The organism is Arthrobacter sp. TmtSoilC77, assembly GCF_059739415.1.
This window is the reverse complement of sequence record NZ_AP046050.1, coordinates 3,399,307-3,424,354: the sequence shown is the minus strand read 5'-3', so window position 1 is coordinate 3,424,354 and position 25,048 is coordinate 3,399,307. Positions and strand designations below refer to the sequence as shown.

Annotated in this window: 27 protein-coding genes; 16 read left to right on the top strand and 11 right to left on the bottom strand. The window is 61.4% G+C overall.

Annotated elements, in window-relative coordinates; genetic code table 11:
• The 10 genes from AC6I99_RS15755 to truA all read left to right on the top strand — a co-directional run bounded on the left by AC6I99_RS15755 (position 1) and on the right by truA (position 8,166).
• Positions 1-1,620 carry an ABC transporter substrate-binding protein gene (locus AC6I99_RS15755; RefSeq protein WP_497944696.1) on the top strand — a complete coding sequence of 540 codons (1,620 nt, stop codon included), beginning with the start codon at positions 1-3 and terminating at the stop codon, positions 1,618-1,620.
• Between the two features lie 72 nt (positions 1,621-1,692).
• Positions 1,693-2,748 (top strand): sugar phosphate isomerase/epimerase family protein, encoded by a 1,056-nt coding sequence (locus AC6I99_RS15750; protein WP_497944697.1) that lies wholly within the window; start codon positions 1,693-1,695, stop codon positions 2,746-2,748.
• Between the two features lie 64 nt (positions 2,749-2,812).
• Positions 2,813-3,826 carry a P1 family peptidase gene (locus AC6I99_RS15745; RefSeq protein ID WP_497944698.1) on the top strand — a complete coding sequence of 338 codons (1,014 nt, stop codon included), beginning with the start codon at positions 2,813-2,815 and terminating at the stop codon, positions 3,824-3,826.
• A gap of 195 nt (positions 3,827-4,021) precedes the next feature.
• Positions 4,022-4,243: a translation initiation factor IF-1 gene (infA, locus tag AC6I99_RS15740; RefSeq protein WP_011775571.1), complete on the top strand. Its 222-nt coding sequence runs from the start codon at positions 4,022-4,024 to the stop codon at positions 4,241-4,243.
• A 72-nt stretch (positions 4,244-4,315) separates the two neighbouring features.
• Entirely contained in the window at positions 4,316-4,429 is a 114-nt protein-coding gene (gene rpmJ / locus AC6I99_RS15735; protein ID WP_011775570.1) for a 50S ribosomal protein L36, read from the top strand.
• Positions 4,430-4,625: 196 nt separating this feature from the next.
• Complete coding sequence (gene rpsM / locus AC6I99_RS15730; protein ID WP_011775569.1) at positions 4,626-5,003, top strand: 30S ribosomal protein S13; 378 nt, start codon at positions 4,626-4,628, stop codon at positions 5,001-5,003.
• Positions 5,004-5,054: 51 nt separating this feature from the next.
• Positions 5,055-5,456, top strand: coding sequence for a 30S ribosomal protein S11 (gene rpsK / locus AC6I99_RS15725; protein WP_014922380.1), 402 nt, complete (start codon positions 5,055-5,057; stop codon positions 5,454-5,456).
• Between the two features lie 149 nt (positions 5,457-5,605).
• Positions 5,606-6,616, top strand: a complete 1,011-nt coding sequence (locus AC6I99_RS15720; RefSeq protein WP_011775567.1) for a DNA-directed RNA polymerase subunit alpha — start codon at positions 5,606-5,608, stop codon at positions 6,614-6,616.
• 66 nt (positions 6,617-6,682) lie between these two features.
• Positions 6,683-7,243, top strand: coding sequence for a 50S ribosomal protein L17 (gene rplQ, locus AC6I99_RS15715; RefSeq protein ID WP_224164988.1), 561 nt, complete (start codon positions 6,683-6,685; stop codon positions 7,241-7,243).
• Between the two features lie 32 nt (positions 7,244-7,275).
• Positions 7,276-8,166: a tRNA pseudouridine(38-40) synthase TruA gene (gene truA, locus AC6I99_RS15710; RefSeq protein ID WP_497961254.1), complete on the top strand. Its 891-nt coding sequence runs from the start codon at positions 7,276-7,278 to the stop codon at positions 8,164-8,166.
• Between the two features lie 110 nt (positions 8,167-8,276).
• On the opposite strand, the gene AC6I99_RS15705 is transcribed toward truA, so the two are convergent.
• From AC6I99_RS15705 to AC6I99_RS15665, 9 genes are all read right to left on the bottom strand, one after another.
• On the bottom strand, positions 8,277-9,155 hold the full coding sequence (locus AC6I99_RS15705) for a type II secretion system F family protein (RefSeq protein ID WP_497961253.1): 879 nt from the start codon (positions 9,153-9,155) through the stop codon (positions 8,277-8,279).
• Positions 9,156-9,166: 11 nt separating this feature from the next.
• Positions 9,167-10,108 (bottom strand): type II secretion system F family protein, encoded by a 942-nt coding sequence (locus AC6I99_RS15700; RefSeq protein ID WP_497961252.1) that lies wholly within the window; start codon positions 10,106-10,108, stop codon positions 9,167-9,169.
• Positions 10,109-10,111: 3 nt separating this feature from the next.
• Positions 10,112-11,569, bottom strand: coding sequence for a TadA family conjugal transfer-associated ATPase (locus tag AC6I99_RS15695; protein WP_497961251.1), 1,458 nt, complete (start codon positions 11,567-11,569; stop codon positions 10,112-10,114).
• Complete coding sequence (locus tag AC6I99_RS15690; RefSeq protein ID WP_497961250.1) at positions 11,566-12,765, bottom strand: CpaE/TadZ family protein; 1,200 nt, start codon at positions 12,763-12,765, stop codon at positions 11,566-11,568. Before AC6I99_RS15690 ends, AC6I99_RS15695 begins: the two co-directional genes overlap by 4 nt.
• A complete protein-coding gene (gene cpaB / locus AC6I99_RS15685) occupies positions 12,762-13,532 on the bottom strand; it encodes a Flp pilus assembly protein CpaB (RefSeq protein WP_497961249.1) in 771 nt (256 codons plus the stop codon). The genes AC6I99_RS15690 and cpaB overlap by 4 nt, the downstream gene beginning before the upstream one ends.
• Before the next feature lie 49 nt (positions 13,533-13,581).
• Positions 13,582-14,622 (bottom strand): pilus assembly protein TadG-related protein, encoded by a 1,041-nt coding sequence (locus tag AC6I99_RS15680; protein ID WP_497961248.1) that lies wholly within the window; start codon positions 14,620-14,622, stop codon positions 13,582-13,584.
• Positions 14,610-15,017 carry a TadE/TadG family type IV pilus assembly protein gene (locus AC6I99_RS15675; RefSeq protein ID WP_497961247.1) on the bottom strand — a complete coding sequence of 136 codons (408 nt, stop codon included), beginning with the start codon at positions 15,015-15,017 and terminating at the stop codon, positions 14,610-14,612. Before AC6I99_RS15675 ends, AC6I99_RS15680 begins: the two co-directional genes overlap by 13 nt.
• 109 nt (positions 15,018-15,126) lie before the next feature.
• Entirely contained in the window at positions 15,127-15,321 is a 195-nt protein-coding gene (locus AC6I99_RS15670; protein ID WP_497961246.1) for a Flp family type IVb pilin, read from the bottom strand.
• A 332-nt stretch (positions 15,322-15,653) separates the two neighbouring features.
• Positions 15,654-16,298 carry a prepilin peptidase gene (locus AC6I99_RS15665; RefSeq protein WP_497961245.1) on the bottom strand — a complete coding sequence of 215 codons (645 nt, stop codon included), beginning with the start codon at positions 16,296-16,298 and terminating at the stop codon, positions 15,654-15,656.
• Positions 16,299-16,585: 287 nt separating this feature from the next.
• Here AC6I99_RS15665 and rplM point away from each other — a divergent pair, with 287 nt between their 5' ends.
• The 3 genes from rplM to glmM all read left to right on the top strand — a co-directional run bounded on the left by rplM (position 16,586) and on the right by glmM (position 19,116).
• A complete protein-coding gene (gene rplM / locus AC6I99_RS15660) occupies positions 16,586-17,029 on the top strand; it encodes a 50S ribosomal protein L13 (protein ID WP_011775554.1) in 444 nt (147 codons plus the stop codon).
• A 38-nt stretch (positions 17,030-17,067) separates the two neighbouring features.
• Positions 17,068-17,574, top strand: coding sequence for a 30S ribosomal protein S9 (gene rpsI / locus AC6I99_RS15655; RefSeq protein WP_216925110.1), 507 nt, complete (start codon positions 17,068-17,070; stop codon positions 17,572-17,574).
• A 177-nt stretch (positions 17,575-17,751) separates the two neighbouring features.
• Positions 17,752-19,116 carry a phosphoglucosamine mutase gene (glmM, locus tag AC6I99_RS15650; RefSeq protein ID WP_497944702.1) on the top strand — a complete coding sequence of 455 codons (1,365 nt, stop codon included), beginning with the start codon at positions 17,752-17,754 and terminating at the stop codon, positions 19,114-19,116.
• 87 nt (positions 19,117-19,203) lie between these two features.
• On the opposite strand, the gene AC6I99_RS15645 is transcribed toward glmM, so the two are convergent.
• Together AC6I99_RS15645 and coaA are read right to left on the bottom strand one after the other, a co-directional pair.
• Entirely contained in the window at positions 19,204-20,043 is an 840-nt protein-coding gene (locus tag AC6I99_RS15645) for a M15 family metallopeptidase (RefSeq protein WP_497961244.1), read from the bottom strand.
• Position 20,044: 1 nt separating this feature from the next.
• On the bottom strand, positions 20,045-21,010 hold the full coding sequence (gene coaA / locus AC6I99_RS15640) for a type I pantothenate kinase (protein ID WP_216925113.1): 966 nt from the start codon (positions 21,008-21,010) through the stop codon (positions 20,045-20,047).
• Between the two features lie 144 nt (positions 21,011-21,154).
• Between coaA and glmS the strand changes: the two genes are divergently transcribed.
• From glmS to AC6I99_RS15625, 3 genes are read left to right on the top strand one after another with little or no spacing between them, the layout of a single operon-like run.
• Positions 21,155-23,038: a glutamine--fructose-6-phosphate transaminase (isomerizing) gene (gene glmS, locus AC6I99_RS15635; protein ID WP_224164977.1), complete on the top strand. Its 1,884-nt coding sequence runs from the start codon at positions 21,155-21,157 to the stop codon at positions 23,036-23,038.
• Positions 23,039-23,042: 4 nt separating this feature from the next.
• Entirely contained in the window at positions 23,043-23,390 is a 348-nt protein-coding gene (locus tag AC6I99_RS15630; RefSeq protein ID WP_216925115.1) for a holo-ACP synthase, read from the top strand.
• Positions 23,391-23,408: 18 nt separating this feature from the next.
• Positions 23,409-24,980 (top strand): NAD(P)H-hydrate dehydratase, encoded by a 1,572-nt coding sequence (locus AC6I99_RS15625; protein WP_497961243.1) that lies wholly within the window; start codon positions 23,409-23,411, stop codon positions 24,978-24,980.
• Positions 24,981-25,048: the final 68 nt, after the last annotated feature.

The window sequence follows — 25,048 nt, the reverse complement described above, 5'->3', positions numbered from 1 at the left end:
ATGAAACTATTCCCGAGATGGATGACAGCCGTAAGGCGAACGACGGCGGCAGTCGCCACCGTGGGCCTGCTAGCACTCGCCGGCTGTGCGCAGCCCGGCGTGCCTTCTGGCGCGGCCGACAGGCCATTCACCGTGAACTGGGCCGCGTCCCTGACCAACATCGATCCTGCGTTTGTATGCGCGGGTAATGAGAACAGCTTTGCAACCAACTTCTATGCGCGACTGGTCAAGCTCGACCAGGAGGCCCAGGCCGATGGAACCCGCGTGGCCATCAACGACCCCGAGCGGGTGAGTGGGGATCTCGCTACGTCCTGGACGGTCTCACCGGATGGGAAGGCCTACACCTTCTCCCTGCACCCTGGAGCGAAGTTCGCCAACGGCAACCCGCTGGACGCCGAGGCCGTGCGGTACTCAATCATGCGGAACCTCACCATCGGCGGCTGCGGTGCCCTCGGATTGCAGATCGGCCTCACCGACCCGCCGCTGATCAGCGACGTCGTGGTGCTGGACCAGCAAACAGTACGCCTGGAATTATCGCGACCGTATCCGGCAATCCTGGTGACACTGGCCCAGAGCCGTGGTTCGATCTATGACCCGAAGGTCATCAAGGAGCACGGCGAGGACAAGAAGGGCGTTCCCAACCAATGGTTGGCCTCACACACAGCCAGCAGCAGCGGGCCTTACGTCCTGGACGAATACGTGGCCAACAACTATGCCGTCCTTACCCGGAACCCGAACTACTACGGAGAACCGGCCAAGGAAGCTGAGGTCAGGGTGAACTTCATTACTTCAATCCCCACCCTCATGCTGCAGGCCCGCCGTGGCGAGGCCGACGTAACGCTTGGCCTGCCCCCTTACGTGGTGCACCAGCTGAGTCAGGAGGATTGCTGCCGGGTCACCGCAGCCCCTGCTTTCGCGCCGGTGACCGTCTCCTTGGACAACTCCTCGGGCACAACTGCCAATCCGAAACTGCGCGAGGCACTCACCTACGCGGTGCCGTATGAGCAGATCAAAGCAAGCGTGGCCTACGGCTATGCAGACAGCTTCTATGGCCCCTTCGTTCCCGGTATTCCGGGTTTCGACGCTGAACGCTCGGCTCCGCGGCCCTTGGACAAAGAAAAGGCCAAGGCGTTGGTCGCTGAATCCGGGCTCAAGGACCCACAGATAGACCTCATGATCAATCCCTCGTCGCCCGGAGTGTCCACGCTGGCGACGATCCTTAAGTCGTCGTGGGAGGAAATCGGGGTGCGGGTAAACATTGACTCGCAGACACCTACGGCTTTCGCCACCAGGTTCAACACGGGCAAATACCAGTCGGCGCTCTTGTTCGAAACCGGCGGAGCCGTGGCCGCCTATGAGCTGCGCAAGAAGATGACCTGCGGCAGCTCCTTCAACAACCAGCACATCTGTATCTCCGGAACCCCTGAACTCATGGAAAAGCTCAACGGGGCACCGGACCTTGAATCGCAGTTGCCCTATATCAATGCGCTCGTGGATTCCTGGCGGGCCAATTCTCCCACCATCATCCTCTACCGGGCGCAGTTCACGGCGGTGCTCTCGGATTCGGTCAAGCACTTCGACTACTCGCCGACTTTCTCTTTCTACAACTGGGGACGCTAGCGGCCCGGCCTGCAGGTAGCCGTGCCGGTACGCGGACAAGAGAAGACATCCAGAACTTATTAAGGACAAAAAATGCGAATTGGTGTTGATGGAAGCAAGATTCCCCACGAGGCCGATGACTCTGCGGTCAGTATCCTCGAGCGTGCCCACGCGATGGGCATGGAAGGCGTCTATTTCCGTACTGTGATGGACGTTTCACCCACGCTTGACCGGGCAGTGCTCCAGGAAGTACGTGCATGTGCCGATGAGCTGGGCCTCTATCTGCAAATGGGCCTGGCCAAGGTCAATCCTTACGCTTCTGCCGAGGCCCCGCAGGTCCGCAGACTCGGCGACGGTGACTACACCCGTGGCATGGTCAGGATGATCGAGGCTGCGCACGAGGCCGCTGGCGTAACCGAGCTCTGGGTGGCGTGCGCCAACTACCAGCGCGGCATGCCTGGCTACTACGTGTTCGACCGCTTCCGTACGGACGCGCCCTGGCCGGACCAGCTTGTGGCGATCGAGAAATTCCTCCGCCTGCTTGCACCGGTGGCCAGGGACCACGGGGTCCATCTGAACATTGAAACGCATGAAGAGATCACCAGCTACGAAGTGGTTCGGCTGGTGGAATCCGTGGGCTCGGACGTCCTGGGCGTCACCTTCGACACCGCCAACGTAGTAGTCCGCGGCGAGGATCCCGTGGCCGCGGCCCGGCGGGTGGCTCCCTATACAAGGGCGACCCACCTCAGGGACTTCGTTCTCGGGGACCAGGAGGGGGTATTCGGGCGCGTGTTTGCCCCGATCGGACAGGGCAGCATCGATTGGGATGCCGTTCTGGGCATTCTGCACGACGCGAATCCGGACCTTCCGCTGTCCATTGAAAACGCCGGCCCGGCCCTGCACCTGCCAATCGGCCTGGAGGATCCCGAATGGCTGGCCGTGCATCCGGATCTTGACCAAGGGGAGGTTGCCCGGATCCGTGAAATGGCCGCCGAATACCAGACCCGCGTGGAGGATGGCGAGGCACTCCCGCTGAGCGAGCTACGGGCCGTCCCGTATGACGGTGAACGGTTCATCCACGATTCGGCCCAATCCCTGCGCGCCACGCTTGGTCGCCTCGGCATTGTGGAAGGCGCAATAGCACGCTGACGTGACCGCCCGGAAGCTAATGAAGTACGTAGGCTTCCGGGCTCACGTAGAGCAGAATGGCCTCATGTCGTCCCAAATCACCGATGTACCGGGCATCCGTATTGGCCACGTCCAGAAGAACGACGGCGGGTGGCTCAGTGGCGTGACCGTCGTCCTTCCGCCTGTGGGAACCGTGGGGTCGGTGGACGTTCGCGGGGGAGGTCCAGGTACGCATGAAACTGATGCTCTCGATCCGACGACGTTGGTATCCACGGTCGATGCCATCGTGCTGACGGGTGGCAGTGCGTTCGGCCTCGTCTCAGCTGCTGGTGCCCAGCTCTGGTGTGAGGAGCAGGGCAGGGGCTTTGCGGTTCCCGGAACCGTCGTACCGATCGTTCCGGCAGCAGCCATCTTCGACCTCGGACGCGGTGGTGACGTCAAAGCGCGACCAGGCGCGGACATGGGTTACCAGGCAGCCGCCGCAGCGTTCGCCTCAGGTGACCACGCCGCCGTCGGGCGCGGAAACGTTGGCGCAGGCACTGGCGCGGTGATTGCGCGCGGACAGTACAAAGGTGGCGTCGGAACATCCTCGATTACGCTCGACGGTGGGATCATCGTCGGTGCCATAGCAGTAGTCAACGCGCTGGGTGCGCCCGTGAGTGGGGGCCCACAACCCTCTGCGCGCTCGGTCGTTCCTCCCTTGGACGCGCGCGGCCGGGTTCCGGGCCCCCAGGGCACGTCTCCCTCTGCTCCGGTCGTTTCTCCCCAAGGTCTCAACACAACGCTCGTCGTTGTCGCTACGAATGCTGTTCTGGACGTTGCTGAGTGCAAGCGGACCGCCAGCGCTGGGCACGCCGGGCTCGCGCGGGCGTTGGATCCGTCCCACACTTTGGCAGACGGTGACACCGTTTTCACTCTGGCGACTGGCGCCGTCGGGCTTGATCGCAGTAGTGAGCAGGCACGGCAGGTATCGCTCATAACGCTCCAAAGCGCCGCAGCTGAGGCCGTGCGTTTGGCGATCCTGGACGGTGTTGAAGCCGCCGAAAGTGTCACGACGGCGGCAGGAGACTTCCCTGCTTACCGGACCGTAGGGGAGTGACGGGCGGCGGTACGTGCGCTACCATGGACGGATTTAACTTTCCGGCCCCATTGGCGTAGAGTTATTTGTTGGTTGTCTGTGCAGCCACGCCCTTTTTAGTGTCGTGGTTCCAAGAGGGCCAAGCAAACAAAAAACGTCCGTTGGATTTTCGGTGCCTAACCGGAGGACAGCGGCAAACAACAGTTAGCGGAGGATATGGCCAAGAAGGACGGGGTCATTGAGATCGAGGGCGTTGTGACTGAGGCGCTGCCCAATGCGATGTTTCGTGTTGAGCTCACCAACAAGCACGTCGTTCTCGCACACATCTCTGGGAAGATGCGTCAGCACTACATTCGAATCCTCCCCGAGGACCGGGTAGTGGTGGAGCTGAGCCCATACGACCTCACACGTGGTCGTATCGTCTACCGCTACAAGTAAATTGCTGGGCGGCCCAGGCAATAGTGCCAAGCCGCTCCAGCAGATCAACTGCAAAACACGCAAAGGAACGCCATGAAGGTCAAGCCGAGCGTCAAGCAGATCTGCGACAAGTGCAAAGTGATCCGCCGTAACGGCCGGGTCATGGTGATCTGCGAGAACCCGCGCCACAAGCAGCGCCAGGGCTAATTCCCCTTCAGGGAATCAGCGCCCGCAAGGGCAAACCTGGGTTGCTAGCCCACGCAAGTAAATAAAGGCAGCACAAGTTGTGCCAGGACTGCATTACAGAGCCTGGTCAACGTACCCCCGGTCGGAGGCTGGGGCCACACGGATCGTGTGGGTGTACTGCCTACGACCTCCGGTTTATTCAAGGAGTACCGCCACTATGGCTCGTCTCGCTGGCGTAGACATTCCCCGCGAAAAGCGGTTGGAAATTGCGCTTACTTACATCTACGGCGTGGGCAAGACCCGTGCACACGAAACCCTGGCTGCCACCGGCATCAGCGCTGACGTTCGCGTCAAGGACCTGACTGACGCCGAGCTGGTCCAGCTGCGTGACTACATTGAAGGCAACTACAAGGTTGAGGGTGACCTTCGCCGCGAGGTAGCCGCTGACATCCGCCGCAAGGTTGAGATCGGCAGCTACGAAGGCCTGCGCCACCGCAAGGGCCTGCCCGTACGCGGACAGCGTACGAAGACCAACGCTCGTACCCGCAAGGGCCCGAAGCGCACCGTCGCCGGCAAGAAGAAGGCCGGACGTTAATCCCTCGGGATTGACCTGGTTTTCCCCCGATAACTTTCTGTAGGAGAAACAATGCCCCCGAAGACTCGTGGAGCGGTTCGTAAGCCGCGTCGCAAGGATAAGAAGAATATTGCGCTTGGCCAGGCGCACATCAAGAGCACCTTTAACAACACCATCGTGTCCATCACGGACCCGAACGGTGCTGTAATCTCCTGGGCTTCCGCCGGTGAGGTTGGCTTCAAGGGCTCCCGTAAGTCCACCCCGTTCGCTGCCCAGATGGCTGCTGAAGCTGCTGCAAAGCGCGCTCAGGAGCACGGTCTGCGCAAGGTTGACGTATTCGTCAAGGGTCCGGGATCCGGACGCGAAACCGCAATCCGTTCGCTTCAGGCTGCTGGCCTTGAGGTTGGCTCCATCCAGGACGTCACCCCCAGCGCCCACAACGGTTGCCGCCCGCCGAAGCGCCGCCGCGTCTAATTAGGTATTCCCTGTCTGACCGGCCGGGCCTGCTGTACATGGTTTAGACCATCTACAAGCATGGCCCGGCTGGTCAGGCTGGAAACCGAAGCCGATTTCCACCACCTGTGTTGCGTCATATAGCGGATGCTCGCCGAAAGGAAACCTAAGTGCTCATTGCACAGCGCCCCACCCTGTCTGAAGAAGTTGTATCCGAGAACCGCTCCCGTTTCATCATTGAACCGCTGGAGCCGGGCTTCGGCTACACCCTCGGAAACTCCCTCCGCCGTACCCTGCTCTCCTCCATCCCCGGTGCCGCTGTAACCAGCATCCGGATCGATGGCGTGCTGCACGAGTTCACCACGGTTCCGGGTGTCAAGGAAGATGTCACCGAGATCATCCTGAACATCAAGAACCTTTCGGTTTCCTCCGAGCACGACGAGCCGGTTGTTGCTTACCTGCGCAAGCAGGGCCCCGGAGTCGTCACCGCCGCGGACATTGCTCCGCCGGCCGGCGTCGAATTCCACAACCCGGATCTGCACATTGCCACCCTGAACTCGAAGGGCAAGTTCGAACTCGAACTGACCATCGAGCGCGGCCGTGGCTACGTTTCGGCAGCTCAGAACAAGTCCGGCGACTCCGAGATCGGCCGTATTCCGGTTGACTCGATCTACTCGCCGGTCATGAAGGTAACCTTCCGCGTGGAAGCTACCCGTGTTGAGCAGCGCACTGACTTCGACAAGCTCATTGTCGACGTCGAGACCAAGCAGGCAATCGCTCCGCGTGACGCCGTTGCTTCTGCAGGCACCACCCTGGTGGAACTGTTCGGTCTGGCTCGTGAGCTGAACACCGCAGCTGAAGGTATCGAGATTGGCCCGTCGCCGACGGACGCTGCCCTGGCAGCGGACATGGCTCTGCCGATCGAGGATCTGGACCTTACCGTCCGTTCCTACAACTGCCTCAAGCGTGAGGGCATCCACACCGTGGGTGAACTCGTTGCCCGCTCCGAGGCTGACCTGATGGACATCCGTAACTTCGGTGCGAAGTCCATTGACGAGGTCAAGGCAAAGCTCGTCGAACTGGGTCTGTCCCTCAAGGACTCCCCTCCCGGTTTCGACCTCGCAGCCCGCGCCGCAGCCATCGAAGAGGACGACGCCGCGTTCAGCGACGACGAGCTCTAAAAAGCAGATCTTGGCCGTCAGGTCCAGCGATGGACCTGACCGGCTTACACAACAGGAGAAATTATTATGCCTACCCCCACTAAGGGTCCGCGCCTCGGAGGCGGCCCGGCTCACGAGCGCCTGATGCTCGCGAACCTGGCAGCTGCTCTGTTTGAGCACAAGCGCATCACCACCACGGTCACCAAGGCCAAGCGCCTGAAGCCGTACGCTGAGCGTTTGGTCACCTTCGCCAAGCGTGGCGACCTCTCGTCCCGCCGCCGCGTTCTCGGCCTGATCAGCGACAAGGGCATCGTCCACGAGCTGTTCACCGACATCGCCGGCGCCGTTGCCAACCGCGATGGTGGCTACACCCGTATCACCAAGATCGGCAACCGCAAGGGCGACAACGCTCCCATGGCTGTCATCGAGCTCGTCCTTGAGCCGGTTTCCCCGAAGCAGGCCGTAGTTGCTGAAGCAACCGCTGCTGCTGCCAAGGCTGCCCCGGCTGCTGAGGAAGAGGTTGTTGAGACCGAGGCTGTAGAGACCGAAGCTGCTGAAACCGAAGAGGCTCCGGCCGCTGAGGCTGAGGCTGCTGACGCTGAAGCTGCTGAAACCGAAGAGGCTCCGGCCGCTGAGGAAAAGAAGTAATTCACTGAATTCTTCTTAGTAGACTTAAGTCTATGAACGAACGAAAACCCGCTGCCCCCGCTTTGGAGGGCGGCGGGTTTTTGCGTGTCCGGATGGATCTTTCCTACGACGGCGGACCATTCAACGGCTGGGCCCTTCAGCCCGGGCTGCTCACAGTTCAGGGGTCACTTGAGGAAGCTTTGGCGCTCCTCGTGCGCCGTCCCGTGCGGGTCACGGTTGCCGGCCGCACCGACGCCGGTGTCCACGCCCGCGGTCAGGTCGTCCATGTTGATCTGACTGAAGCCGAGTGGCTGGGACTTCCGCGTGGACACGAGCTGGACCCCGCCGTCGCGCTTTTGCGGCGCCTTCGCGGCGCCCTCAGCCGCGTCCTCGGCGATCTTACCGGTGCCATAGAAGTGCACGACGCCGGTCTGGCGCCTGAAGGTTTCGACGCCCGGTTCTCCGCGTTGTGGCGTCGTTACAGTTACCGCATTGCTGATGGCGCCGAGCGCTGGGATCCCGTGCTTCGAGGAATTACGCTGTGGCACAAGGCGCCGCTGAACATTTCCCTTTTGAATGAGGGCGCTTCCCAGTTGCTGGGGCTCCAGGACTTCCGCTCCTACTGCAAGCCCCGCGAGGGCGCCACAACCATCCGCGAGCTACAGAAGTTTGAGTTCGAACGGGGGAACGACGGGGTCATTGTCGCCACAGTCCAGGCCGATGCGTTCTGCCACAACATGGTCAGGTCCTTGGTGGGCTCGGCCCTGCGCGTGGGCGAAGGCCTGGAGCGACCGGGCTGGCTGCATGAACGTCTTCTGGAACGTAAGCGTGATGCCAAGTCCGTGTTGGCTGCACCCCATCCCTTGGTGTTGGAGGAAGTTGCGTACCCATCGGACGGCGAGCTGCTGGCGCGGGCCGAGCTGACGAGGGCGCGGCGCGAGTAAGTCCGGACATTGGAGGACCCCCTCCCGGCTCTGGGTACCGGAAGGGGGCCGTTGTGGCCGTCCACGGTCTGGGATCCGCGAACGGCCGGTCTATTTCCCGAGGGACAAGATCAGGTGAAGGCTTGGATGATCTTGATGGCCGCAGGACCCAGAAGGACTATGAACAGCACCGGGAAAATGCAGAACAACAATGGGAAGAGGACCTTCACAGGCAACTTCATGGCCCGCTCCTCCGCATTCTGCCGACGCTTGACGCGTGCCTGCTTTGCCTGGGCACGGAGGACGTTGGCGATGCCGATGCCGTACTTGTCAGCTTGGATAACCGCCAGCACAAAGCTGCGTACATCTGGCACTGCGCAACGCTCTGCCAGAGCTTCGTAGGCTTCCTGGCGTGGACGACCGACTTGGATGTCTTGGAGAGTCCGCATCAGTTCGTGTGCCAGCGGGCCTGCACCGTAGGTTGAAACCCGTTCGACAGCCCCCTCGAAGCCCAGACCCGCCTCCACGGAGATGAGCATCTGATCCAGCGTGTTGGGGAACTCGAGCTGGATGGCTTCCTGCCGCTTTAGCCCTGTGTTGTACACCAGAAGATCCGGAATGAAATACAGGAAAGCCGTCAGGAACAAGCCGAAGCCGACGCTGACTGGGCTTGGCCCGCCCGCGATCAAAAGAACGCCAACAAGTGCACCTGACGCTGCCAAAATCGGCTTGATCGCGATGAGCTTGGTGAGGGGCATGGATTGGGGCCGACCCGCAAGGGCGAGCCATTGGTCCAGTTTCGCCTCGTAGCTGCCTGGGGTGAGTTTGCGTGCAACACCGAGCAGCAGCGGCGGACGTTGGATATTGACGCCCGCACCCTGCGCGAAACCGGAGCCAAGGTTGGTTTGCACGGCAACGATCCCTTTACGGTCCATTGTTGCCAGGGTCCAGACAAAGTAGGCCAGGGGCAGAACGATTGCGGCGATGATGAGCCACGCTATGAGAGTCATGACCTGTCCTCCTAGAACTTGATCTTCACAGTTCGGCTCATCCAGAAGCCGCCGATGACGAACAGCAAACCCGCAGCCACCAGCAGGGCGATACCCACAGGGTGCTGGGCGAACACTTTCATGTAGCCCGGGTTCATGATGGTCAGGATGATGCCGACGCCCACCGGCAGTGCCATCAAAATGTAGGCGGACATCTTTCCTTCAGCGCTGAGGGACCGGACATGGCCCTTGATCTCGCTCCGTTCGCGAATCGTTCCCGCTACCTGCTCAAGGACTTCTGCCAAGTCGCCACCCACTTCGCGATTGATCTGAATCGCTTGCCCGATCCACCGAAAGTCTTCGCTGTCCATACGGTCCGCGCAGTCTTCAATAGCTTGCCGCGCATCCTTGCCAATTCGGACTTCGTTAACTATCCGGGAAAGTTCCTCCGCGGTTGGGGCTTGCGCTTCGAGGGCTACGGATTCAAAGGACCGCATGATGCTGTGGCCGACGCGCAGACCGCCTATGAGCATCTGGATGGTGTCCGCAAGTTGCGTCTCGAACTTGGCCCGCCGCTTTTCAGTCTTCACGACGAGTATCAATTTGGCGACAAAGGGGGTGGCGATCGCCAGGAGGATGCCGATGATCAGGTTGATCAGGAACGAACCCAGCACGCCGATGACAACAGTCGAGATTGCCACGATGACAGTGAAGTCCGCAGGAGCCTGCTTCACGCCGGCCCTGTAAAGAACCTCCCGGTTGAACAGGCCACCCGATCGACCAATGGCAGTATCGACGAATTGCACTGCGGACTGTGACACACGGCCGACAGCGGAGTCGTCGGGAACGGTGCCGAGACGTCTCCGCTCAAGGGGAATGCTTCCGTTTCGGGGTTTCAGCACAACGATGACAAGTACTAGCAGGGCGGCAATGCAGAGACCCAAAGCCGAGATGAACAGGATAGGCGAGTCCATTAGCTATCGCCTTCCAACAGGGGTAGGCGCCACTCCGAAGACAGCCGGCGAGACGTGTATGCCCAGTTCTGCAAAACGGTCCAGGAATCTTGGCCGTATGCCGGTTGGAAGGGCCCGCCCGAGGAAACGCCCTTGAGCATCCAAACCTGCCGAGTAGTCGAAAAGGAAAGCATCCTGGAGGGTAACGACGTCGCCTTCCATGCCTTGGACTTCGGTGACATGTGTTACACGACGTGTGCCGTCGCGCAAGCGTGTCACTTGGACTATTAAGTCCACAGCCGATGAAACCTGCTCGCGGATGGCGCGGAGCGGCAGGTCCATGCCAGCCATCAGGACAAGGGTCTCCAGCCTTGCTATCGCATCACGTGGCGAGTTCGCGTGCACCGTGGAAAGCGAACCGTCGTGGCCGGTGTTCATGGCCTGGAGCATGTCCAGTGACTCTCCACCCCGGACTTCACCGACGATGATCCGGTCGGGACGCATACGAAGGGAGTTCCGGACCAGATCGCGGATAGTGACTGCACCCTTGCCTTCGATGTTTGGCGGCCGGCTTTCCAACCTCACTACGTGGCGTTGCTGCAACTGGAGTTCGACAGCGTCTTCGATGGTCACGATGCGGTCCGATTCAGGGATGAACGATGAGAGCACGTTGAGCAGGGTCGTCTTTCCGGTACCCGTACCGCCGGAGACGATCACGTTCAGTCGGGCGAGGACACATGCGCTTAGCAGTTCCGCCATCTCGTGGCTCACCGAGCCCCATTCGATCAGGTTGCGGACCGTAAGCGGCACATGGCTGAACTTCCTAATGGTCAGCGAAGGACCGTTGACGGCCAAGGGAGGAATGATCGCATTGACGCGCGAACCATCTTCCAACCGGGCATCCACCAAGGGAGATGACTCGTCTATTCGGCGGCCCACCTTGGAGACGATTCGCTCGATGACTTTCCGAAGGTGGTCGTCCGAGCTGAATTGTAAGTCGGTCAAGGCAAGGTGTCCGTGGCGTTCCACGTAGATCTGGTCATATCGGTTGACCATGACTTCCGTGACGGACGGATCCTCCAAGAGACGCTGCAGTGGTCCGTAGCCCATCACTTCATCCGAAATTTCCCGGATGAGCCGGCGACGTTCCTCGGGGGAAAGGGGTACTTGTTCGTCGTCGATAACGGCTGAGAGCTCGTCAACCGCGAACGACCTCAGATCTTCTTCCGACGAAGACGTGTCTCCGATCCTGCTGCCCATGCGCTCGAAGAGAGCTGATGCGGCCCGTTGCTTCAACCCCGCCAACGCGTCTACTGCGGGTGCCGAGGGGGGTCCACCAAGGAGTGGCCCGGTGGAACCAGGTGCTGCCGGGGGTGGGAGTAACGTGGAGGACCCGGCATTGGCGTGACTGTTGTTATCGTCGGAGGGGATCTCCGCTGCTGCAAGCGGGTTGTTCTTTGTTAGCCGTTCCGAGAGCTTCATGACACCACTACCCTTCGGTGCACTTTGGTCTGGGGGGCCGTAGCGAGCCGCGGGTCGAACCGCTCGACCAGCTTTTTCAGACCCTTGGTTGCTGAGTCCCGCGTGGTCCCCTGAAGAACCGGCACCCCCCGGTTGGTGGAGAATGGCAGGTTCCGGGAGCGGGGGATCACGGTGTCAATGGGGACCCCGATAGTAGCCTCGACGTCCTGTACGGAAATGCCGCTCTTTCTGTCGGCGAAGTTCAGCACCGTGTGGCGGCCTTGTGGCAGGAGCTGGAGTTCCTTGAGGACGCTGAAGGACTTGCGCAGGCCCCGGATGCTTGGAACGTCCATACCGCACACCCAAACACCATCGGTGGCCAGCTCCAGCGTCGCAAGGCAGTGCTCACCCAGCCCAGGGGCGGTGTCCACCACCACGTACTTGAACTCAGTGGCCAGTTGGTTGAGCAATCTGGAGACGTGATCCGCCGTAATGTAGTCAGACTCCGAGGGCTTTTGTGGTGCGCACAGGGCATAGATTCCGGCGGGGTGGACCGTCAGGAAAGCCTTGAGCACCATGGAGTCCTGCGCTGCTGGTCCGTGAACTGCCTCAGTGATCGAGTGTTCAGGTTCCAGCAGCAGACCGGAGGCCACGTCTCCGAATTGCAGATCAAGATCCACAATCACGACTCCCATGGGTGCCATGGCCCCGAGCCCGACCGCAAGGTTGGTTGCGACTGTGGTCTTTCCCACTCCGCCTTTGGGCGACATGACGGCAATTACGCGGCCCCGGTCCTGGCCGGACTCGGCGGCCGGCTGCATGCCCCGGCGGCGGCTGGCTGCGGCGAGGCATGCGCGTTCCAGGAGGACACGAAGCTCATTGACCTCGATTTCCGGTGAAACGACATCCCTGACGCCCGAATGCATGGCGCGAAGCACGATGTCCGGTTCTGGGGTGGAAACCAGCAAGAGGCTGATTTCCGGATATTGCAGGTCGAAAACCGTGGCCAACTTGAGCGCATCGTCAGGGTTGACGCCGGGTCCCAGAATCATGACTTCCGGCGGTGCACCCGTCAGTTGCTGGAAGACGCCGTCCGTTCCGCCCTGTAGCACATCCGGGGAGAGTGTTTGCAGGTCGCCATGCAAAGCACCCGTGATGGCCTGGCGAACCCGGCCCTCGAAGTCCCGAACCGCAGTGATTGCTACAAATCTGCTCATTTCAACTCGCCTCCCAGTGTGGTTACCGGCGGTTCGCTCTTCACGGTCTTGTCGGTCTGCTTGGACAGATAAATGGTGCCGAATTCCGCTCCGAAGACCATCTTGGCGGCGTTCGCGTCGCTGAGGGCAACGGTCACATACGCAGAACCGTTGGGCAGGGCGACGGCACTATCGGTGTTGGCGGACTTCTTTTCGGCGTCCGGCGCCGCCTGCTGGACTGCAGTCACCAGGACATCGTGGTACAGGAGTTTGGTGTACTGCTTCCAGCCCTTTACCTCCGCCGGCAGGTCTACTCCATCGGGGATGTCGCCGTCTACCTTGAATGATGCGAAAACCGTGACCGTGTCCCCGGCTTCGAGACGGCCACCGAGGATGCGCTCGGGTGCCAGGATGAACGTCTGTTCCTGCAAACCATCCGGTACGGGGACCGTGCCAGGGGCCAAGTCCTTGGGGCTTACCAACTTGACGCCGAGCAGTTGTTCTCCTGGCTGCAGGTCCACTGATGTGACCTTGCCGTTCTGATCGTTGAGGGCGGCGATGGTGCCGGGTGCCACCGCAGACTGCGGCAGTGTTTCTGTCTTCACCTTGGAACCGATGTCCTCGGCCTTGGTGCCGGCTGGAATCCGTTCCTTGACCACAAGAACGTTTACGGGATCTAGCCCTTGCTGCGCCCGCTTGTCGGCCCCCTGAACATAGGTGACCAGCAAGACGGTGCCGATGACTGCCAAAAGCAGTGCAGCAATGCCTCCCAGTAGGCGTGCTTTCACTTTGTAACTCCCTTCGGGTTTCCTGAGATAGGTAGCGCTCTTCGAGCGTCTACTCGGTTAGCGTCACGACTGACGCTCCGTAATTGGGGGTACCGCCGGTGACCGTCATGCCGTCTTCCAGCGAGACGAATCGCTCGAAGTAGCCTTGGAGGCCCCTGCAATTCCCGTTGCAGTTCGGCGCGGCGGGATCCAGGATTCCTCCAGTGCCGCTGAACCTGTAGCCGGTGACTTTGAATGCCGCGAAGCCGATAAGGGTGTACGTCGCATTGTCCCCGTTGCCGGTTGCCGTCCTGAAGAGAGGGATCAGGGCTGGTTCGTCCATGATGTGGGCGAGGACGGAATTGCAGGCGGAATCGTTCGGGAAGTGGTTGCCCGGCTGCCCTTGGACTGTCGCAGTCACTGATATGTCGGTGGAGCAGCCTGAATTGGTGAGGAGCCATCCAAAACCTCCGGGCTCATACCCGTTTTGGGCCGCACATCCCGGATAGGCCGGGGCTTTCTCGTCGTACCGCAAGAGAATGTGGGTGGGGATGGGGTCGCCGGTGAAGCTTCCGCTGGAGTTCAGCGAAGCCAGCTGCGTTGGAGACAGGTACTTCTTGAACACGCACTCACTGACTGTCCACGGCAAGGTAGTGGCAGTTGACGGTGCTCCCCAGGAAGCCTCGGCAATTGCGTCCACCTGTGTTGTGTCGAACCCCAGGACCCGAGCAAAGAACAGTGAGAAGCTGTTCTGACCAGACGTATCCCTCGCGTTGGTCACCACCCGGACCTTAGTGGCCGCTGGAAACGTGACGGTTGCACCACTGGCATTGTCATTTGCATTATTGTTGGCGAATTGGTTTCCAGTTGCCGTACTATTACCGCAGCTCCCGCCCGCGCAATCCGTTGCGATCGCAAGTGCCGCGGCGTCGGCCCCGTTCTGCAACTGGGCTTTCTCGGCGTATAGGGCGCCCACATCCACCGCTAGCGCGGCGAAGCCCAACAAGGCCACCATCATGGTGGCGACCATCACAGTAGCGGCGCCGCGCTCCTTGGACTCGTTTCCGCCGTTGCGCATACCGCGCGCCACTGCGGCCTTTAGCCTCCGCATCGCATTACTCCTACTCCAGTCATGTTGAGCGGGAAGATACCGGGTGCACCAAAAAAGCCTGCGTCGAGAAACCCTGACATGGACGTCAGCGTTACGCTGGTGGTCACCGTGACGTTGGAGCCTGGTGCGCAGCTGGCCGCGTTATTGCTGACGGACACACCCAAGCCGGCAAGCGACGGGGCGGATCCGAGCGCGGTTCCAGTGACATCGAGCGAACCGTCCTTGTAGTGCACCGCCGCGTAGCGGGCCCCTTCACGGGCGGCTTGTGTCAAAGACACTTGAACGTTCAGCGCCCGCCCGAACTCAACAATCCCCAACAGGATCAGCAGTAGGAGCGGCAAAAGAATCGCCATTTCCACGGCTACTGCGCCGCGCTCTTTCTTGCGTGATTTCACGATCGTCTCCCAGACCCAGAATCCCGGCAGCATACGTGCCTCTTAAAGAAAGCGGTTGGCCGCAGTGACAAAACGAAGTTGCCAGCGCGGCCAACCGCCGATGTGCGAACTAGAGCGCGGCAGTTACCTGGTCGAAGAGGGCAGCGATGGCCGGGCCGAGGAGCAATACCGAGCCCATGACGACTACTGCGATCAGGGCGACCATGATGCCGTATTCAACCATCGTCGCGCCCTTCTCCTCGGAGGTGAGGCGAGCCTTGGCGCCGGCGATGTACGAAGTGATGGTGAACATAAGAGCAGACATTGGAAAATCCTTCCCAGATGAATTTTTTGGGTTTGGTAAATAATGGATATAGGTCCAGCAAATTATCGGAATTTGCTTGCGATTCCCGAACTACCCCCATGTTGCCTTTAGCGGTTCGGAATTCGATGAGATAAGAATTCACCCTGGACGCGCTGCTGAACAATGCGTAGTCGTACTCGAATTCCTGCAGCGCATATGACGCGGTCACCCGTAGAAGGGCAGGGGAGTACTCAGTTTGGAAGTCCAAAAGGGAGAGGGACTACTTGGAATAGACAGCAGCCTTACATTTTTGAGGCCATGTTTAGCCCCCCGGAAACGCAGGAGAACCAGGACTACTGAAGTAGGAGAGTCACACCCAGTGCCGCGATAACCATGGCGGGTCCATGTGCCGTTTCCACTGTCTTTTCCTTGCGATTCAGGCGCAACATCAGCACCGTGAGCACCCCGCCCACCACGAATCCCAGTAGTCCGCCGTAGAGTACTTGCTTCCAACCCAAGTACCCCAAGTACAGTCCGACGGGTGCTGCGAGCTTCACATCGCCCATTCCGAGGCTTCTCGGCGAAATAAGTCCCAGAATCAGGTAGCAAACGAAGAGTATGAGGCCTCCGGCGAGTGCTCGGAGCAGCTCGGGCCAAGCGGGATCCAGTGCCGCGGACGTGGCAAGGAGAACAAAACCGCCCCCCAGCAGGAACAAAACGAGGGGGTTTGGCAGCAAATGAAGGGTGAAATCAATTCTCGAAAGCTGCACCCCAACAAGTGCCAATAAAAGGAACGCCGGCAATTCCGGAGTAAAACCAAAGCGCCACCCCAGCAGGGCAAAGAGCAGCGCGGTGATTGCCGCCGTCGTAATCCGGACGGCAGGGGAGGGGAGTCCGCCCAGGCGCGGAAGGCCGCGGGCGATCACAAACTCGACGGCCGGGCTCAACATCAAGCCGGCGATGGCAAGCAGGATCAGGAAAACGGGACCGTTGGTCATGTACTCTCCCTCAAAGCGCATGCGACCCCGAGGGGCGGATACCCCATTTTGACCCGGACGGCCCGTTGAAGGTATTGTTTATAGTCGTTGTGCGTGTCCTATCTCGATGACACATGCCTTCTCGGGGATCCAGTTGCAGGGTCGCTAACTCAAGAGGCATATCGAGATTCTGGGATGACTGGTCTATAGAGCCCTCACCTCTGCTCCGGTAACGCATACATAGTAGGTACACGCCTCACTGCGTGTCGCCTAAAACATGAACGCCAGAACAAGAACGAGGCAAAACCGTGCGTACGTACACCCCGAAGCCCGGCGATATCAACCGCCAGTGGCACGTCATTGACGCCACCGACGTTGTCCTTGGTCGTCTTGCCAGCCAGACCGCAACACTGCTGCGCGGAAAGCACAAGCCGACCTTTGCGTCCCACATGGACATGGGCGACTTCGTCATCATCATCAACGCTGAAAAGGTTGCCCTCACCGGCGCCAAGCTGGAGCAGAAGCGCGCATACCGCCACTCCGGCTACCCGGGCGGCCTGACCTCCGTCAACTACGCCGAGCTGCTGGAATCCAACCCGGTTCGCGCTGTTGAGAAGGCCATCAAGGGCATGCTCCCCAAGAACTCCCTCGCCGCTCAGCAGCTGGGCAAGCTCAAGGTCTACGCAGGCCCCGAGCACCCGCACGCTGCACAGCAGCCGAAGACTTTCGAAATCACCCAGGTCGCCCAGTAGTCCTGGCCACCAAACAACTTTTCATTACAAGGAGAACCGTGGCTCAGAACGAAGAACTGACCGCCGAAGCCGTCGAGGCTGAGGAAACCCTCACCAGCTACACCTCTGAAAGCACATCTGTTGAAGATGCGCCCAAGAAGGAGCGCCCGGCACTGACCGTTGCCGGTGCCGCTGTTGGCCGCCGCAAGGAAGCCGTTGCACGCGTTCGCGTCATCCCGGGTTCCGGTAAGTGGATCATCAACGGCCGCACGCTGGAGAACTACTTCCCGAACAAGCTGCACCAGCAGGACGTCAACGAGCCCTTCAAGATCCTTGATCTTGAAGGCGCCTACGACGTCATCGCCCGCATCCACGGCGGTGGCATCTCCGGCCAGGCCGGTGCACTGCGCCTCGGTGTTGCCCGCTCGCTGAACGAGATCGACGTCGACAACAACCGCGCCACCCTCAAGAAGGCCGGTTACCTGCGCCGTGACGCCCGCGTCATCGAGCGTAAGAAGGCTGGTCTCAAGAAGGCACGTAAGGCTCAGCAGTACTCCAAGCGTTAATCTGCGCTTACTCGAAGGCCCGTTCCGCCGTTTCGGCGGGGCGGGCTTTCGCCGTTTAAGAAGTTGCGCTTCAAGCAGTTCGAAGATGCAAGCTGAGAGGCGGATGTGACCTGCGCACATGACCTTCCGACACGCTGCTGGACGGGTGGTGTCCCGTCGTCGTCTAAACTTGAGCCGATGTCTAGATTATTTGGAACAGATGGCGTGCGCGGTCTCGCGAACGGATTGCTCACCGCCGAGCTGGCTATGCAGCTGGCCCAGGCCGCCGCCGTCGTACTCGGCCATGACCGCACAACCGATGGCAAGCGGCCACGCGCCGTAGTCGCCCGGGACCCCAGAGCGAGTGGCGAGTTCCTTGCCGCCGCCGTCGAAGCGGGGCTCTCCAGCTCCGGCATCGACGTCTATGACGCCGGGGTGCTGCCCACACCGGCCGCGGCCTATCTGGTGGCAGACCTCGACGCCGATTTCGGCGTGATGCTCTCGGCCTCCCATAACCCGGCCCCTGACAACGGGATCAAGTTCTTCGCCCGCGGCGGCCAGAAGCTGCCCGACGACGTCGAGGACGCCATCGAAGCACAGCTGGGCAAAGAGCCCCAGCGACCCGTGGGCGGCGACGTCGGACGCATCCAGCGCTTCTCCGACGCTGAGGACCGCTACATTGTCCACTTGCTCGGCACCCTCCCCAAGCGCCTCGAGGGCCTGAAGGTTGTCCTGGACTGCGCCCACGGCGCGGCGAGTGGTTGTTCGCCGCAGGTGTTCAAGGACGCCGGTGCGGATGTCGTCGTCATTGGCGCCGAGCCGGACGGCCTGAACATCAACGACGGCGTAGGCTCCACCCACCTGGGTCCGTTGAAGGAAGCCGTGGTCAAGCATGGTGCGAACCTTGGCATTGCCCACGACGGCGACGCCGACCGCTGCCTCGCTGTAGACCACGAAGGCAACGAAGTAGATGGCGACCAGATCATGGCGATCCTGGCGCTGGCACTCAATGAAGCCGGCAAGCTCAAGGACAGCATCCTGGTTGCCACGGTCATGAGCAACCTCGGACTCAAGATTGCCCTCCGCAATGCCGGCATCACCATCCGCGAAACCGCTGTTGGCGACCGTTACGTGCTGGAGGAAATGCGCGACGGCGGCTACAACCTGGGCGGCGAACAGTCCGGCCACGTGATCTTCTCCGACTACGCAACCACCGGCGATGGCGTGCTCACCGGGCTGCAGCTTGCTGCGCAGGTGGCCCTCACGGGCCGTAGCTTGAAGGAGCTCGCTACGGCGATGACCAAGCTCCCTCAGCTCATGATCAACGTCAAGGGCGTGGACAAGGCCCGTGCCGCCACAGACGAAGGCGTTGCCGCCGCGGTAGCCGCTGCTGAACTGGAACTGGGCGAAACCGGCCGTGTGCTGCTGCGCCCTTCCGGCACCGAAGCCCTGGTCCGCGTCATGGTGGAAGCTGCGGACATGGAAACGGCAGAGCGGATTTGCAACAGCCTGGCTGCCGTGGTCAAAGAACGCCTGAGCGCTCCCAGCGAACTGGCTGTCTAAGAACCCAAGCAGCTTCGGCCCGCTTTCCTGATGACCGTTTACTCGGTTTATCAGGGAGCGGGCCGTACTGGTTTAAAAGGACGGGCCCTACAGGTAGTCCGGCGCTGCTTCCAACCCGAAGTACTCCTCAAGTGTTGCAACGCCTCGGGTGTTCATCTCTGTCGCTGCTTCGACGCCGATGTAGCGCAGGTGCCAGGACTCGTAGAAGTATCCGGTTGTTTCGTGGAACATCCATGGATACCGGACGATGAAACCGAATTTGTGCGCGTTGGCTTTGGCCCACATAGCCGCGGGCTGCTCGGCGAAGCAGGGCTGGAAACTGCAGGCACCCCCGCCGTCGGCTATGTCGAAGGACCAGCCCGTTTGGTGTTCGGAATGACCGGGCCGTGCAGAGGCCCGGTCGGCTGCAACCTGGCCACTGTTGGCCACGTAGCCGTTGTAGGTGGTGACCTGGGTGGAATAGGAACGGTAACCGGACGCCAATGCCATGATGACGCCTTCGGCCGCCGCTGCGGCGAACATCTTCTCTGCGGCAGCCGCCGTCGTGCTGTTCATCAGTGTGGCTTCGCCAGTGACGGCGAGCCGGATGTTCGGCTGGACCAAATCTGCCGGCACATAGTTTTGAGGGTTCAACGGCCTGTGCTTGTTGACCACCACCCAAGGGCTCGCTGGATCGGTCAGCGAGAACTGCTTGGCGGCGGCTTGCGACGGCGGTGCGCTGGAAGGCTCGGCAGCGGCAGCGGGCGTAACGGCAGTGACTTGGGTTGGCGTGGCGCTCGAGGCAGCGGCGGACGGTGTCGAAGCCCCGGCAGGGGACGGGGAGGGGCCATCCGGAGTGCAGGCCGTCAGGGCGGCCAAGCCTGCGCCAGCGGTGAGCAAACCCGCGAATGCCCTCCGGCTGGGCATCGGCTGGGGTTGGGTGTGCACGCTAGACCTTCCGCAAAAGCATGCGACGGATGGAGTGGTCTGCGTCCTTGGTAAGTACCAACTGGGCGCGGCCACGGGTGGGGAGCACGTTCTCTTCGAGGTTCGGCTCGTTGATGCGCTTCCAGATGCCGCGGGCTGTTGACTCGGCATCTTCGTCGGACAGCGTGGCGTAGCGGTGGAAGTAGGACTCCGGCTGCGCGAAGGCTGTACTGCGGAGCTTTCGGAACCTGTCGACGTACCACTCCTCGATGTAGGAGGTCTTGGCGTCAACGTAGATGGAGAAGTCAAAGAAGTCGCTCAGCGCAAGTCCCTGCTTGCCATCCATGCGGGGCCTGGCAGGGGCCAGAACATTGAGGCCTTCCACGATCAGCACATCAGGCCGGCGCACTACGACTTCCTTGCCCGGGACGATGTCGTAGGTGACGTGGGAGTACCACGGTGCCCGGACTTCCTCGGCTCCACCTTTGATTTCCGACACAAAACGCAACAGCGCCCGGCGGTCGTAGGACTCCGGGAAACCTTTGCGTTCCAGCAAATGGCGGCGCTTCAATTCGGCCAACGGGTAGAGGAAGCCGTCCGTGGTAATGAGTTCCACGTTCGGTGTTCCCGGCCAGCGCCGCAGCATTTCACGAAGCACGCGGGCGATGGTGGACTTTCCAACAGCAACGGAACCGGCCACGCCGATCACAAACGGGGTGCGCTGTGTTTGCTCGCCCAAGAACGTTGTTGTCGCCGCGTGAAGCTGATGTGAAGCTTCGACGTAGAGGTGCAGAAGCCGCGAAAGGGGGAGGTACACCTCCCGCACTTCCTTCATATCCAAGGGATCGCCGAGGCCCCGCAGGCGGAAAATGTCCTCTTCGTTGAGGGGCTGCTCCATCTGTGCTGCCAGCCGGGACCACGTTTGGCGGTCCAGCTCAACAAAGGGGGAAGCGCCGTCGCCGTTTGCTTCGGTGCGTTGCAAAGTCACGTTCTGATTCTGCCCTTAGCCCGGCGGATCAGGAAATGCGGGACGACGTGAGGGTGAATTCTGAGTGATTAACGCGTCAGAGACAAGAGTGGAAGGGGGGACGTCCCACATCAGTTGTTTGACCTAGCCGTTAGGCTTATACCCATGTGTGGAATCGTAGGCTATGTTGGCAATTCGTCTCGTAAGGCAGCTGGTCACAGCGCCCTTGACGTCGTCGTGGAGGGGCTGCGTCGTCTTGAGTACCGCGGCTATGACTCCGCCGGCGTCGCAGTGGTGGCTGATGGAACCATCTCGTCCCGTAAAAAGTCCGGCAAGTTGAGCAACCTGATCAGTGAACTGGAAGCAAACCCGGTTCCTGAATCCCTGACCGGCATTGGCCACACCCGTTGGGCCACGCATGGCGGCCCCACCGACCGCAACGCACACCCCCACCTTTCCGACGGCGGGCGTCTGGCGCTGATTCACAACGGCATCATCGAAAACTTCGCAGAGCTCAAGCAGGAGTTGCTGGGCAAGGGCGTCACGTTCGAGTCCGAAACCGACACCGAAGTGGCTGCCGCACTGGTTGGCAACATCTTCCGCAACGAACTCAATGGCAACGGCGGCGACCTCACCAAGGCGATGCGCCTGGCCTGCCAGCGTCTCGAGGGTGCCTTCACCCTCCTCGCCGTCCACGCGGACCAGCCCGACGTCGTCGTGGCCGCCCGCCGCAACTCCCCGCTCGTGGTCGGCCTTGGCGACGGCGAAAACTTCCTCGGCTCGGACGTCTCCGGCTTCATCGACTACACGCGCCGCGCCGTGGAACTCGGCCAGGACCAGATCGTCACCATCACCGCGGACTCCGTGGAGATCACCGACTTCTTCGGCGCTCCCGCCGAAGGCAAGGAATACCACGTTGACTGGGACCCGGCTTCTGCCGAAAAGGGTGGCTTCAGCTCCTTCATGGAGAAGGAAATCCACGACCAGCCCGATGCCGTGGCCCAGACTCTCCTGGGACGCTCGGACCTCAACGGAAAGCTGACGCTGGACGAAGTCCGCATCGATCCTGAGCTCCTCAAGCAGGTTGACAAGATCATCGTTCTGGCATGCGGAACCGCGGCCTACGCTGGCCTGGTGGCCAAGTACGCCATTGAAAACTGGTGCCGCATCCCCACGGAAGTGGAGCTCGCACACGAGTTCCGCTACCGCGACCCGATCGTCGACGCCAACACCCTGGTGGTTTCCATCAGCCAGTCCGGCGAGACCATGGACACGCTCATGGCCGTCCGCTACGCCCGCGAACAGGGCGCCAAGACGATCTCCATCTGCAACACCAACGGTTCCACCATCCCGCGCGAATCCGACGCCGTGCTCTACACCCACGCTGGTCCGGAGATCGCTGTGGCATCCACCAAGGCGTTCCTCGCCCAGATCACTGCCGCTTACTTGCTTGGCCTTTACCTGGCCCAGCTGCGTGGCAACATCTTCTCCGGCCAGATCAAGGACGTCCTCGCGGACCTGAACAAGATCCCGGCCAAGATTCAGAAGATCCTGGACAACGCAGGTCCCTTGCGCGAACTGGCCCGCAGCATGAAGGACGAAAAGTCCGTCTTGTTCCTGGGCCGCCACGTTGGCTTCCCGGTTGCGCTGGAAGGCGCCTTGAAGCTCAAGGAAATCGCCTACATCCACGCTGAGGGCTTCGCTGCCGGGGAACTCAAGCACGGACCGATCGCCCTGATCGACGACGGCCAGCCGGTTTTCGTGGTTGTCCCGTCCCCGCGTGGTCGTGACTCCCTGCACTCCAAGGTTGTCAGCAACATCCAGGAAGTCCGCGCACGCGGTGCACGCACCCTGGTCATTGCTGAGGAAGGCGACGAGTCGGTCAAGGATTACGCAGAGCACGTCTTCTACGTCCCGGAGACGCCCACGCTGCTCATGCCGCTGCTCACCACCGTGCCACTGCAGATCTTCGCTGCTGAACTGGCCGGCGCAAAGGGTTACGACGTCGATCAGCCGCGTAACCTCGCCAAGAGCGTGACCGTAGAATAACCGCATGATTGTTGGCATTGGAGTAGACGTCGTAGACATCGAGCGGTTCGCCCGGCAACTGGAGCGGACCCCCGGACTGCGGGACAGGCTTTTCGTTCCTGCGGAGCGCGAACTCAACACCAGGTCACTCGCTGCGCGCTTCGCTGCCAAGGAAGCAGTAGCCAAGGTCCTGGGTGCTCCCGCTGGCATGAACTGGCAGGACTGCTGGATTGGTCTTGACCAGAATGGTCCTACCGTCCAGGTCAAAGGAACGGTATTGGCCGTGTCCGATGCCAAGGGCGTCAAGCGCTGGCACCTGTCCATGAGCCACGATGGCGGCATCGCTACGGCGTATGTCCTCGCCGAGGGCTAAACGGACCTTTATATAACGATGATCAGCGCCTTCACCGGACAACAGATCAGGGATGCGGAACAACCGCTCCTGGGCTCCGGTGAGGGCGCTGTTCTCATGCAACGGGCCGCCTACGGCTTGGCGCAGGAAGTGGTGCGCGTGGTCAAGGCCAGGCGCAAGCTGACCGGTGCCAGCGTCACGGTCCTGGCAGGCAAGGGCAACAACGGCGGTGACGGACTCTTCGCGGCTTCCATGCTTGCCCGCCGCGGCATGCGGACGACGGCGGTACTCGCCTCAGCGGAAGTCCATACCGAGGCTCTGGCGGCTTTTCAGTCGGCAGGTGGCCGCGTGCTGCGATTGGATTCCGGAAACGCCGAAGAACTTGCTGTCCTGTGCGCTGGCGACGACGTCGTTATCGACGCCCTCCTGGGCACCGGCGCGCGCGGCGGATTGCGTGATGCTTCGGCTGAGTTGGTTGCTTCCCTTCAGGAGCTGAAGCCGCGTTGCGTGGTGGCGTGCGACCTCCCCAGCGGTTTGGATGCCAATACGGGCGAAGTCCACTGGCCGGTGCTGGATGCCGATGTCACAGTGACTTTTGGGGGCATCAAGGCCGGGCTGATGACGGACCCCGGCGAAGGCTGTGCGGGGCGCGTGGTGCTGGTACCGATTGGGATCGAAGACTCCCTGGATACCCCTGAGTTGCGTCGGCTTGAGGCCCCGGACCTGAAGTCTTTGCTCGCCAAGCCGGGCCGCCGCTCCCATAAATACTCCCGTGGCGTGTTGGGCGTTGTCGCTGGCTCGCCTCGTTTTGCCGGGGCAGCTGTACTAACCGTCCATGCGGCAGCGGTGGCTGGCGCAGGCATGGTCCGGTATGTGGGGCCGGAATCTGCGGCACGCCAGGTTTTGACCCGGACTCCGGAGGCCCTGTGGGAGACCGGGGATCCCGGCAGGGTCCAGGCGTGGTTGCTTGGTCCTGGCGTCGACGGGGAGGACCAACTCGGACGTGCCAAGGATGCCGCACGGTCGGCGCTTGACGCTGAATTGCCAGTCGTCGTCGACGCCGGAGCCTTGAGTCTCCTGCCCGAGCATTGTCCCGCCCATTGGATCCTCACCCCGCACGCCGGGGAGCTGGCGACGCTCCTGGCAGCCCTTCCATCCACCGGCGAGGTTGCCGTGACCCGTGAGGACGTCGAGTCCCGGCCGCTGCACTTCGTACGGCAAGCAGCCGGGCAAACCGGTGCCACAGTCCTGCTGAAGGGTGCCACCACACTGGTGGCCTCGCCGTCGGGCGTTGTTTTCAGCCAGTCCGAGGGCACTGCCTGGATGGCCACCGCAGGCAGCGGCGATGTCCTTGCCGGCATCCTGGGAGCCTTGCTGGCGCAATCTGTGGACTCTGTCAGGGACGACGACGGCGCGTACGCAGCCCTGGGCTTGAAACTGGACGACCGCTGGGCTGCTGTGGCGGCGGTCGCCGCCAGCGTTCACGGCCGCGCTGGCTCGATCGCGTCGAACGATTTTGATGGTGGCCCCCTTACAGCGTCAGCGATCATGGCGGCGGTACCGCGCGTCGTAGGTTCGCTGACTGCGGAATACGACCCTACAAGACCGTAAGGTTACTGTCCGTGTCGGGGGTCATGAGTAGGCTTGCAGCAAGTTATCCGCATCACCCAGAGGAGAAC